The sequence below is a fragment of the Bacillus cereus group sp. N14 genome (assembly GCF_016483555.1).
Lineage (GTDB): Bacteria > Bacillota > Bacilli > Bacillales > Bacillaceae_G > Bacillus_A > Bacillus_A wiedmannii.
Map to the genome: position 1 here is coordinate 234,646 of NZ_JAEHBQ010000004.1, position 12,518 is coordinate 247,163.

Consider the following 12,518-nt stretch of genomic DNA (forward strand, 5'->3'; position numbering starts at 1 on the left):
CATTACAATTTTGTAAGGTTAAAAATGTATCCTACAAAGTTGTGCATGAAATGTCGGATGGGGCTATTTCTTTCCTGCTATTCTACTTACAGAGGAGGTCATTTAATGGATTCACTAAAAAATATGAATGCTGCAATGCAATATATTGAAGACAACTTGACAGATGAAATTAATTTTAAAGAAGTTGCACAGCTAGCACTCTGCTCTGAGTATCACTTTAAAAGAATGTTTTCTTTCCTAGCCGGCATATCACTGTCAGAATATATTCGCTGTAGACGTCTTACTCTCGCTGCTTTTGAACTAAAAGATAGCAATGCAAAAGTCATTGATGTCGCTATAAAATATGGGTACAACTCGCCAGATTCTTTTACACGTGCTTTTCAAAACTTGCACGGCATAACACCTTCAGAGGCCCGAAATAGTAGTCATTCTTTGAAAGCTTATTCACCAATGACCTTCCAGTTATCGATTCAAGGAGGAAACGAAATGAACTATCGAATTGAAGAAAAAGAACCATTTCAAATTATTGGTATTACAAAACGCGTACCGATTGTATTTAACGGTGTAAATGAAGAAATTGCTTCTATGTGGAAAAGTTTAAATCCAGAGTCCATTCAAACATTAAAGTCCCTTTCAAACATTGAACCTACTGGAATTATTAGTGCTTCTACTAACTTTTCTGAAGGTAGAATGGAGGAAAAGGGAGAACTCGATCACTACATTGGAGTAGCCTCAATGAAAGATTGTCCAGAGCAATTCACACAACTTGAAGTCGCAGCTTCAACGTGGGCCGTATTTGAAGCTGTCGGTCCATTTCCTGAAACATTACAAAATGTATGGGGACGCATTTATTCCGAATGGTTTCCTTCCTCAAACTATGAACTAGCGGAAGGACCAGAAATATTGTGGAATGAACAGAAAGATATATCTTCTCCGAATTTTAAAAGTGAAATTTGGATACCGGTTTTGAAGAAATAAAAAACAAAGCTGCTTTTCCATGAAAGGAAAAGCAGCTTTGTTTTACATTTTTAGTTCCTTTTTATAAGCGATATAGGAATACACCATCGTACCAACAACCAGTACGACTACAACACTTAACAAACTAATCATTTTCCACATTCCCGGTAGAAACGCCGAAATCGTAATTACAATACCGCCAATCATCATAATCTTTGATCCTAAGCGATGTGTTTTTCTCCACACTTCCTCACTACTTAACGTCCACGGTGTTTTTATACCTATGAAGAAATTTGGTTTACATTGCTGCATATAATTGCCGAGCACGACGAAGAGAATACCGACCATTATATTCACAACGATTCCAATTGGAATGTTATATCCTAAAGCATTTGCTAGTGTCATCATATTAATAGTAAATAAGAAAAATAAAATTGCTCCATTGATCCTTCCAAGTGCTTTAGGAAATTTTTTATAGTTATCGTACTTTGGATCTATCTTAGGCAATACAGTTACTAATGCATATATAAAAATCATAATTGCTACATCAAAAATCAACATTCCCATTTTTGACATATGCCCATTTACCTCACCATCAATGTTCCAATGGCTCGGAACTTCACCTGGTAAATGGGGCCACGCGACACACCATGCAATAATCGTTAAAGCAATTAATAATAACGGAAATATATGCTTCTTCATTTCCCCTCTTCCCCCTTATTCGTAAATGTAAACACCCAAGTCAATAAATCTTGAAATACAGTTGTGTTTAAAGAGTACATAACGAATTGTCCCTTTTTTTCATCTTGAATAAGTTCAGCATTTTTAAGTGCGTTTAAGTGGTGTGAAATACTTGGCTTTGTCATATTGAAATGTTTAGCAATCTCACCAGCAGTTAGATCACCTTCTTTTAATAAGTCCAAAATTTTTCGCCTTGTTGGGTCTGCTAATGCTTTAAATGCTTGATTCAATGTCTTTCTTCCTTTCACTAATTAGACATTTAGATATTTATCTAAATATTAAATCAATTTAAGTTAATTATCAATTGTACATACGCCCTTTTTACTTTCCACGCTTTTGACCTATACTGTTTACTAGCTTATCTTTCAACATAATGAAAAGACTTGAAACACATGATACACTATAGCTACAATTGTTTTTTTAGGAGGAATATACATATGTACAAAATTTTAATCGTTGAAGACGATCCAAATATTTCATCATTACTACAATCTCACATTCAAAAATATGGCTATGAAGCTGTTGTTGCAGAGAACTTCGATGATATTATGGAATCGTTTAACGCTGTAAAGCCACATCTTGTTTTACTTGATGTAAACTTACCGAAATTCGATGGATTCTACTGGTGCCGTCAAATTCGTCATGAATCTACTTGTCCTATTATTTTCATTTCAGCTCGTGCTGGTGAAATGGAACAAATTATGGCGATTGAAAGCGGTGCGGATGATTATATTACAAAACCGTTCCACTACGACGTTGTAATGGCAAAAATTAAAGGTCAACTACGTCGTATTTACGGTGATTATGCGCCAAATATTTCTGAACGTATCGTTGAAGTAGAAGGTTTAAAGTTATTCCCAGAACGCCCAGAAATTCATTTCGGTGCTGAGCAAGTTCTTTTAACGAAGAAAGAAGCTATTTTAGCAGAAATGTTATTATCTAAATTCCCTCGTACAGCGAGCCGTGAAGATTTACTAGCTGCTCTATGGGATGACGAAAGCTTTGTTGAGGAAAATACATTAAACGTAAACATTACGCGTCTTCGTAAAAAGTTCAATGAGCTTGGTATTGAAAATGCTATTGAAACAGTACGTGGACTTGGGTATCGTTTTAACGCAACTTGGAGTGAATAAGCATGAAGCTATTTTTACGTGATCATTTTGCATTTTTTCTACTATACGTATTAAACTTCGGTATCATTTTCGTTCTTTATGATGCAGTAGATGGATTTCAAAATAATAAATTTTACTTCGTCGTTTTAAGTTTATATTTATTCATTTGTTTCCTCGCTTATCGTTACGTTCGCAATCGTAGAATGTACCATAGATTAAGTGAGCAACCAGAGAAAATGGAAGATGCGTTTATTGAAAGAGCAACTGCTCCGATGCCTCACGGTGTAAATGAACTCGTGCGCACGCAGTACCGTCTCTTCCAGAAAGAACTACAATCATATGAAGTAAAACAACAAGAACATCAATTATTCATTAACCATTGGGTGCATCAAATGAAGACACCCGTTTCTGTTATGCAGCTTATGGTGCTCGAAATGGAAGACGAACATTTAATTCCGAAATATAAAAAGGAATTAGAGCGTCTAAACCAAGGGCTTGATATGGCTTTATACATGGCAAGATTAAATAACTTCCATGAAGATTTCCATGTTGAGACGATTTCATTAAAAGATGCGGTAACAAAAAATATTAATGGATTAAAAGAACTCTTCATTCGAAACGGGGTCTTCCCTGTTTTAGAAGTTCATTCTGATTTAAAAGTTGCTTCGGATGCGAAATGGCTAAAGTTCATTATTTATCAGTTAATGACAAATGCCGTCCGTTACTCTGGTGAGCGCGGAAAGAAAGTTTTCTTATCTGCTTACCGAAACGGAAAAGATATTATTTTAGAAGTTCGCGATGAAGGTGTTGGTATTCCGCAAGAAGATATTCGAAGAGTATTTGAACCGTTTTACACTGGGAAAAATGGTCGTGCATTCGGAGAATCTACTGGTATGGGACTTTATATTGTAAGTAAAATTTGTGATTATTTAGGTCACTCTGTCAAACTAAATTCTGAAGTTGGTAAAGGAACGACGATTAAAATCATCTTCCACAACGCTGCAAATAATCAAGCAGAAACTACGGAGAAGGTGACCGAAGCATGATCGGAACATATGCTAGCAAAATGTATGAGAACTTACTCTCATACATTTTTTGCAATAAAACTACATATTTGCCTTCTAGCGAGAGGTACATATTATGACATTTTGGCAATTTGCATTTAAAAATGTAACGCGCAACTCGAGAGCTTATTTTGCTTACTTTGTAAGTAGTTCCTTTTCCATTGCTGTTTTCTTTTCGTTTGCTGTTTATTTGTTTCATCCGAAATTACAGAATCCCACTATGATCTCTGAAATTTCAGGATTAATGATTTTTTCAGAAGTTGTTATTGTTTTGTTCTCGTTCTTTTTTCTACTCTATTCAATCGGATCGTTTTTAAAAGTTCGTAAAAAGCAATTTGGTATTTTAACTATTTTAGGTATATCAAAAAAACAATTACATCGACTCGTTTTCACTGAAAATATGTTAATTGGTATTTTATCTATCTTTTTCGGTATGCAGTTTGGATTTGTATTTTCACAATTTTTCTTATTAGTGACAGCGAAAATTACACATCTACCAGGGATATATTTATATCCCCCTACGAATGCTTTCATTTTAACAACGATTGTATTTCTTGGTCTCTTTATCGCTGTATCTTCATTTACACCCATGCTAATTCGTACGAAAAAGACGGTAAACCTTTTAAAAACTAATGGTGGGAAACAAAAGGAAAGAAAACCATCCATATTCATTTCTCTATTTGGTGCTATCTGTTTATTAGGTGGTTATACTTTAGCTGCAAACCCTAAATATTTCTTCTCAATAAACACGCAAGTAGGCGTTATCTATATGGTTTCAAGTGTTTTTGTGATTCCAGCACTTGTTACAATTGGGACATATTTTTTCTTTTCTCAAATTAGTTTCTTACTTATTTATATTTTAAAGAAAAGAAGAAATTTTTATATGAAACGAATTAATATGCTTTGGATTTCAGATTTAGCAAGTCGTATTCGAACGAATATCAATATGCTTTTTATTGTAGCGATGCTTTCTACAATTGCTTTCACAATGATTACGTTCCTATATGGATTCGGAAAGTTTACAAAGCTAGATGTTGCGAGAACTTCACCTTTTCCATTTTCTTATTTTTCGTATGACGCAAATCCTTTTGTTAACGAGCATTTAACTTGGCTTGAAAAGCAGTTACAAAAGGAAGATTTCTCTTATAAAAAACTAAAGGCTGATTTATATGAAACACCACTGAAAGAAGATGAAGGTATAACGACTTACAATGACATCTATGCAATGAAACAAAGTGACTATAACAAACTTGCAACTTCCCTGCGAATGAAACAACTATTCATGAGCGATAACGAAGCATATGTCTTAACAGGTAGCACTTATTTCACCTTATTCAGCCAATTTGAGCCAAGCTACAACAGAAAATCCATTACACTTTCTAGCACAAATACGACATTACAAGTAAAAGGCTATGAACAAGTAGGGGCCATTCCCTCTGACTTTTCATATCAAACTTTAATTTTACCTGACGCTGTTGTAAACAACTTACCAAATACAACAAAGCATGTAGCAGCGTACAATTATAACGTACAAAACTGGGAAAAAACGTATGAAATTGCTGATGATTTTATGAAAAGGATACAAAGAGATCGACAGGAATTCCAATACGATGGACCCCTTATACGCTCCTATGAATCAGCAGGCTCATTATATAGAATTACATCAGGAAGTGCCGCATACTTCCTAATCGGGACATTCTTAGGTGTCATTTTCTTTATTGGAGCAGGTAGCGTTCTTTACTTTAGAATGTATACTGATTTAACGAATGAACAAGAAAAATATGTAGCAATTTCAAAAATTGGTGTAACAGATGCAGAGATGAAAAAATCTGCAACCATTCAACTTAGCATTTTATTTTTCGTTCCGTACGTTATGGCGTCCATTCATACAATGTTCGCAACAAAAATGCTCCAAGACGTAATTGATTTATCACTATTCAAAGAAATTTCAGCTGTTCTTATTATTTTTGGAGTCGTTGAAGTCATCTTTTTCTTATTCATTCGTTCCTTTTACATGCAAAAGTTATCAGAGTATACGAATGGTTAAGTTTTATAAATATATTAGTACAGGAAAAGGGTATCTTTTATATCCTTTTCATCTTCACTCTATTAGGAGGCTTAGGTGAATGACATTTTGGCAGTTTGCATTTAAAAACGTGACTCGGAACGCCAGAGCTTATTTCGCCTATTTTGTAAGCAGTGCGTTTTCCATCGCAATTTTTTTCTCATTTGCAGTTTATTTATTTCATCCTAAATTGCATATGACAGACGTAAATGTTGCTCTGAACATATTAATGACAATATCAGAAGTTGTTATTGTATTCTTTTCGTTTTTCTTTTTACTATATTCAATTGGTACTTTCTTAAAAGTACGAAAAAAGCAATTTGGGATTTTAACAGTACTTGGCATATCTCAAAAGCAATTAAAGAGACTCGTATTTTTAGAAAACATGCTAATTGGTGTCCTATCCATATTTTTTGGCATTCAATTAGGGCTTGTCTTTTCACAGTTCTTTTTATTAGTTACCGCCAAAATTACGCATGTGCCTGGTCTATATTTATATTGGCCTACAGGCGCTATTATTTTAACAATAGTAATCTTTCTCGGTCTCTTTATTCTCGTATCGTCTTTTACACCGATGCTCATCCGTACGAGAAAAGCTGTACGACTTTTAAAAGAAGGAACAAAACAAAAAGAAAGAAAAGCATCCGTGCTCATCTCTCTATTTGGTGCGACGTGTTTAATATCTGGATATGCATTAGCCGCAAATCCGCTGTATTTTATGTCGCTAGGTGACATCATTGGGCTTTTATATGCCATCTCTAGTATATTTGTCATTCCATCGCTTATTGCAGCTGGAACATACTTTTTCTTTTCACAGATTAGTTTTTTACTCATTCGTATATTAAAAACGCGAAGAAAGTTTTATATGAAACGAATTAATATGCTCTGGATCTCTGATCTAGCATCGCGCATTCGTACGAATATTAATATGCTCTTTATAGTAGCGATGCTATCGACGCTCGCTTTTACAATGATTACATTCTTATATGGATTCGGTAAGTTTACAAAATTTGATGAAATTAGGAAAAACCCTTTCCCGTTTACTTATTTATCTCATACTGAAAATACGTTAGCTGATGAACATTTAAACTGGTTAGAACAAAAATTTAATGAAGAGCACTTTACTTATACAAAATTTAAAACGGATATATATGAAGTATCTTCAGCTGAAGATACCACGCATCTCTATTATGCCATTAAACAAAGTGACTATAATGTACTTGCTAAGGCTTTAAATTGGGAAACACTCACGGTGAATAAGAATGAATCTTATATTCTTATGAAAGACTTAGATGATCAGGTTATTGGAACACTTCATAATCAAGAAAAGAAAAATACTCTTACACTTACTCAAAACAATTTACAACTACAAGTGAAAGAATATAAAGGTTATAACCCATTCCCAAATCGCTTAATATACCAATTGCTCATACTATCTGATGAAAATGTAGAAGCATTATCCACCGTTTCAAAACAAATGAGTGTATATAGCTTTAAAGTTTACGATTGGGAAAAAGCACATAACATCGGTTCGGCATTTACAACAAAAATTTATAATGAAAGTGAAGCGATCAAAGCAGAGCATCCTCCTTTCCACGCAAGTGAAGCGAGTGATTCTCTATATAAAGCAAAATTAAATGTCGCTTCGTTCTTCTTAATTGGTACTTTCCTAGGAGTTATTTTCTTTATCGGTGCTGGTAGTGTTCTTTACTTCCGAATGTATACAGATTTAACAAATGAGCAAGAAAAGTATGTAACGATTACAAAAATTGGTTTAACAGCAGCTGAAATGAAACGTTCAGCAACTATTCAACTTGCTATTTTATTCTTTGTTCCATACATTATGGCATCGATCCATACGATGTTTGCGACAAAGATGCTACAAGAAGTTTTACATCTCTCGTTCTTCGCTGAGATTACAGTCGTACTGATGATTTTTGGAACAGTTGAAGTGATATTTTTCCTTTTAATTCGTTCCTTCTATATGCAAAAATTATCACAACATATTAAGTTTTAACGAATAGAAAGGTGATTACTATGGAAGAAGTTTTACACATAAAAAACGTATCAAAAGTCTATGAAGGAAAAGTCCCTCATACTGCTTTAAAAAATATAAATTTACATGTAGATAAAGGTGAATTTGTTGCTATCATGGGACCATCTGGTAGTGGTAAATCTACATTTTTAAACGTTATCTCCACAATTGATTCTCCTACTTCTGGTGACGTCGTTATTAACGGAAAAAAACCGCACACATTTCGTAGAGAGAAGTTAGCTATTTTCCGCCGCCAAGAGTTAGGATTTGTTTTCCAAAACTTTAACCTACTAGATACATTAACAATCGGTGAAAATATCGTACTCCCTTTAACGTTAGATAATGTTCCATTAAAAGAGATGGATGAAAAGCTTGATAACATTTCAAAAAAGCTTGGAATTGATCATATTTTAGACAAGCGTATTTTTGAAGTTTCTGGCGGACAAGCGCAGCGTACCGCAGTAGCACGTGCTGTTATTCATCATCCATCACTTCTACTTGCCGATGAACCGACAGGAAACTTAGATTCAAAGGCGGCAATTGATGTAATGGAGTTATTTACGAAGTTAAATAACGAAGAAGATGCAACAATTTTAATGGTTACGCACGATCCATTTGCAGCAAGTTATTGTAACCGTGTCATTTTCATTAAAGATGGCGAGCTTTACAACGAACTACACCGCGGACTATATCGCGAGAAATTTTATCAAGAAATATTAGATGTTTTAGCCTTATTAGGAGGAAGACGTGGATGACATTTTGGCAATTCGCATTTAAAAATGTCTCGCGTAATTCTAAAGCATATTTCGCTTATTTTGTAAGTAGTGCTTTTTCTATAATGGTTTTCTTTTCATTTACTGTATACGCGTATCATCCGCGCTTACAAAGTGTACAAAACTTTCAAGATCGAGATCCTCTAATGAATTTAGCTAGTACAGCTCAATTCGTTATCGTTATGTTCTCGTTCTTCTTTCTCTTATATTCAATCGGGACCTTTTTAAATGTTCGGAAGCAGCAATTCGGGATACTCACGATTCTCGGTATCTCACAGAGACAATTAAAAAGATTGTTATTTACTGAAAACATGATAATCGGGATATTATCTATCTTTATCGGCATTCAAGGTGGGCTTGTATTTTCTAACTTTTTCTTATTAGTCACTTCGAAATTAACAAGTGCGAAAGGCCTTTATTTATATTGGCCAACAGAAGCAATTATCGTGACAACCGTAACGTTTATCATTTTATTTTTAATCGTTTCTACGTTTACACCGATGTTTATTCGGACTCGTAAAACAGTCCACCTTATTAAAGGGAACAAGAAAGTGACAGCCGAAAAAAGGCCGTCTATACTCATTTCGATATTTGCTTTAACTTGTTTAGGGTTATGTTATTATATTGCCGGTTATCCACAAGGCTACGTAACCGAAAAAAATGTGCAAAACGGATCTGTCTTCTTTATTATATTATCTATTTTGCCACTCGTAGTAATCGGAACATATTTTTTCTTTTCACAAACATTTCTTCTTTTTATCTATATTTTAAAGAAGCGTAGAAAGTTTTATTTGAAACAAATAAACATGTTATGGATTTCAGATTTAGTTGCTCGTACCCGTAGTAATATTAATGTACTCTTTATCGTTTCTATGCTATCTGCGCTTGCATTTACGATTATTATCGGACTATTTGCTGCGAATAATAATACGAAAACGTCGATACTAGAGCGATATCCTATTCCCTTCACATACAAATTAGAAGGGGATCATTCCCTTGAACGAAAGCACGTTAATACTATTGAATCCGAACTTTCCAATGCTCATTTTCAATATAAAAAATATAAATTTACGCTTTTAAAAGATACTGCTTCAAAAGAAGAGATTGCAATTATGAAAATGAGTGATTATAACGAAATTGCTAAACAGTTAAAGAGACCTACAATCACCCTGGATTCAAAAGAAGTTTACATTATTTCTGGCTATTCACCAGAGCTATTAAACCTTGTATCAAATCCATTTGTAAAACAAAATACAATTACGCTTGAATCCAATAAAAAGGAGTTTTATATAAAGGGATTTATTAACAAAGGAATAGCACCACCATTTGCATTAGCAAATTTAGTTATTATGCAAGATTATGCAATCGATACTATGATTCCTCATATTGAAACCATTACAGTTTATAACTACTTCGTGGATAATTGGGAAAATGCAATTATTCCAACAAAAAATATATTAAAAAGTATTAGTAATGACACCGAAAAATATTATGAGGCACATAAAGACGATAAGCATGCATCTCCCGTTCCTTTTAATATTTATACAGCTACTGATGAGTTACTCCATAATAAAGAAAATGCAGTTGCTCAATTCTTTATTTGGGCATTTCTTGGCTTTATCTTCTTTATCGGTGCGGCTAGCGTTTTATACTTCCGTATGTATAACGACTTAACGAATGAAAAACAAAAATACATTACGATTACAAAACTAGGCTTAACTGAATCAGAAATGTTTCGCTCTGCAACGATTCAGTTAGGAATTTTATTTTTCGTTCCTTATATCGTTGCTGGTGTTCACACGTTATTTGCGGTTAAGTTTTTACAAAGCATGTTCGCTTTTTCTTTACTAAAAGAGTTATTGATTGTACTCACCTTTTTCGGGATTATCGAGATTATTTTCTTCTTCTTAATCCGTTCTCTGTACATTAATAAATTATCACAGCATATAAAAATATGAATAAAATAGCCTTGTGCAGTATGCACAAGGCTATTTTCAATAGTTTTTAATTAGCAGCAATATCCACCATAGCCGCCGCCATAACCGCCGTAACCACCATAACCACAACCGCCTCCGCCTCCGCCGAAGCAGCTAGCACCGATGATAATTAATAAAATAAACAATACGATTAGAAGCGCAAAACCGCCTCCGCAACCATGGTTTCTGCGGTTACAATCATCATGTCTGTGTTCACACTTTTCGCTCATTACTCTATTCCTCCTTTAGTATCATTCATAACAAGTTCACCTTGCTCTAAATGAGGGGATTCCATTTATAGTATGTTTTCAGGGCGAATAGGAAGCTTGGCTTACCTAAAAACGGGCTTGTTTTTGGAAATGGGCTTCATCAAAAAAAAGATACCAATTAAGGTATCTTCTAAATAAAAGTATTTAATAAAAGCGCAAAACCAAATGCAATAAATGATAACAATGTCTCAAGTACCGTCCACGTTTTAAACGTTTCCTTCACCGTTAATCCTAAATACTCTTTTACAAGCCAGAATCCTGCATCATTTACGTGAGAAAACATTAATGATCCTGCACCCGTTGCTATAACGAGCAATTCTAAATTTACACCTGACATGTGCTGAATAACTGGTGAAACAATCCCTGCTGCTGTCGTTAATGCTACTGTCGCTGAACCTGTTGCAATTCGAATTAATCCAGCTACCATAAAAGCTAACACAATTGGTGATAACGCTATATGTTCTGCCATTTGGGCAATCGCTGTTCCAACGCCGCTTTCAATTAATATTTGTTTAAATCCACCGCCTGCACCAATAATTAAAATAATGGAACCGACCGGTAATAAACTGTCATCCGTTAATTTTTTAATCATCTTTTTATTAATTCCTTGCCTTATTCCAAGTAAATAAAATGCTGCAAAACATGAAATAAGTAAAGCAATTACTGGACTTCCTATAAATACAAAAAATTCAGTTATCTTTTTTGGTAATGAAATATATGGTGCCACTACTGATAAAATCATCAATACAACTGGTAATAAAATAATAAAAAATGAAACTTTACGACTTGGTAAATCTGTTGATACAGTCGTAACTCGAACAAGCTCTGGTTCATTTTCAGGTATAACCCTTTTATGTACCCACTTTGCAAATATCGGTCCTGCGATAATGGCTGTTGGTAACGCGATAATTAATGAATATAAAAGTACCTTTCCTAAGTTCGCGTTATAAATACCGATTGCTGTCATCGCCCCTGGATGTGGTGGCACTAGCCCGTGCACAATAGATAATCCAGCAATAACAGGTAACGCAATTAATAATATATTTTGCTTCGTCGTTTTTCGAATAGAAATAACAAGTGGTAATAAAATGACGATCCCCACTTCAAAAAACACTGGAATTCCTATAACAAATCCTGCAAATAACATAGCCCACGGTAGTTTCTTTACACCGAAAAATCGAATAAAGAAGTCTGCCACTTGCATGCCGGCCCCTGAATCGGACATCATTTTTCCTAAAATTGTTCCGAGAGCTAAAATACCAACTAAATGCCCTAGTACACTACCAACACCAGTTTCATAGGCAGTCACTATTTTCGTCAAATTCAATCCAGACATGATAGCTAAAAATAAACTCGCAACTGTTAAACTAATAAATGCATGCCATTTCCACCATGATACCCCTAAAATAACAATCGCGATTGCAAATAACGTGACGATTAATAAGTATATATCCATCTCTCATTCCCCTTACTTTTATCCCGTATTTGCAGGCAATAAACACCTAATTGGTGCGGGATGAATCTAA

The 12,518-nt window shown here is 34.4% G+C and carries 11 protein-coding genes; 7 read left to right on the plus strand and 4 right to left on the minus strand.

The window, feature by feature from the left end; translation table 11 throughout:
• Positions 1 to 105 precede the first annotated feature (105 nt).
• Positions 106 to 978: an AraC family transcriptional regulator gene (locus tag JDS82_RS09200; protein ID WP_199713121.1), complete on the plus strand. Its 873-nt coding sequence runs from the start codon at positions 106 to 108 to the stop codon at positions 976 to 978.
• A gap of 42 nt (positions 979 to 1,020) precedes the next feature.
• Here the strand turns inward: JDS82_RS09200 and JDS82_RS09205 are convergent, their stop codons facing one another.
• A complete protein-coding gene (locus JDS82_RS09205; RefSeq protein ID WP_064449162.1) occupies positions 1,021 to 1,659 on the minus strand; it encodes an SdpI family protein in 639 nt (212 codons plus the stop codon).
• Positions 1,656 to 1,928, minus strand: coding sequence for an autorepressor SdpR family transcription factor (locus JDS82_RS09210; protein WP_098508076.1), 273 nt, complete (start codon positions 1,926 to 1,928; stop codon positions 1,656 to 1,658). Before JDS82_RS09210 ends, JDS82_RS09205 begins: the two co-directional genes overlap by 4 nt.
• Before the next feature lie 207 nt (positions 1,929 to 2,135).
• Between JDS82_RS09210 and JDS82_RS09215 the strand changes: the two genes are divergently transcribed.
• The 6 genes from JDS82_RS09215 (at position 2,136) to JDS82_RS09240 (ending at position 10,705) form a co-directional block, all read left to right on the plus strand.
• Complete coding sequence (locus JDS82_RS09215; protein ID WP_000276736.1) at positions 2,136 to 2,831, plus strand: response regulator transcription factor; 696 nt, start codon at positions 2,136 to 2,138, stop codon at positions 2,829 to 2,831.
• Positions 2,832 to 2,833: 2 nt separating this feature from the next.
• Positions 2,834 to 3,856 carry a sensor histidine kinase gene (locus JDS82_RS09220; RefSeq protein WP_076541047.1) on the plus strand — a complete coding sequence of 341 codons (1,023 nt, stop codon included), beginning with the start codon at positions 2,834 to 2,836 and terminating at the stop codon, positions 3,854 to 3,856.
• 94 nt (positions 3,857 to 3,950) lie between these two features.
• On the plus strand, positions 3,951 to 5,921 hold the full coding sequence (locus JDS82_RS09225) for an FtsX-like permease family protein (protein WP_199713122.1): 1,971 nt from the start codon (positions 3,951 to 3,953) through the stop codon (positions 5,919 to 5,921).
• A gap of 79 nt (positions 5,922 to 6,000) precedes the next feature.
• Positions 6,001 to 7,956: an ABC transporter permease gene (locus JDS82_RS09230; RefSeq protein ID WP_199713123.1), complete on the plus strand. Its 1,956-nt coding sequence runs from the start codon at positions 6,001 to 6,003 to the stop codon at positions 7,954 to 7,956.
• A 20-nt stretch (positions 7,957 to 7,976) separates the two neighbouring features.
• Positions 7,977 to 8,729 carry an ABC transporter ATP-binding protein gene (locus JDS82_RS09235; protein WP_064056394.1) on the plus strand — a complete coding sequence of 251 codons (753 nt, stop codon included), beginning with the start codon at positions 7,977 to 7,979 and terminating at the stop codon, positions 8,727 to 8,729.
• Positions 8,726 to 10,705: an FtsX-like permease family protein gene (locus tag JDS82_RS09240; RefSeq protein ID WP_064056395.1), complete on the plus strand. Its 1,980-nt coding sequence runs from the start codon at positions 8,726 to 8,728 to the stop codon at positions 10,703 to 10,705. The genes JDS82_RS09235 and JDS82_RS09240 overlap by 4 nt, the downstream gene beginning before the upstream one ends.
• A 50-nt stretch (positions 10,706 to 10,755) precedes the next feature.
• Here JDS82_RS09240 and JDS82_RS09245 read toward each other — a convergent pair whose 3' ends face one another.
• Both JDS82_RS09245 and gntP read right to left on the minus strand, forming a co-directional pair.
• Entirely contained in the window at positions 10,756 to 10,953 is a 198-nt protein-coding gene (locus JDS82_RS09245) for a YjcZ family sporulation protein (protein ID WP_001290407.1), read from the minus strand.
• A 169-nt stretch (positions 10,954 to 11,122) separates the two neighbouring features.
• A complete protein-coding gene (gntP, locus tag JDS82_RS09250) occupies positions 11,123 to 12,448 on the minus strand; it encodes a gluconate permease GntP (RefSeq protein ID WP_000356137.1) in 1,326 nt (441 codons plus the stop codon).
• Positions 12,449 to 12,518 lie beyond the last annotated feature (70 nt).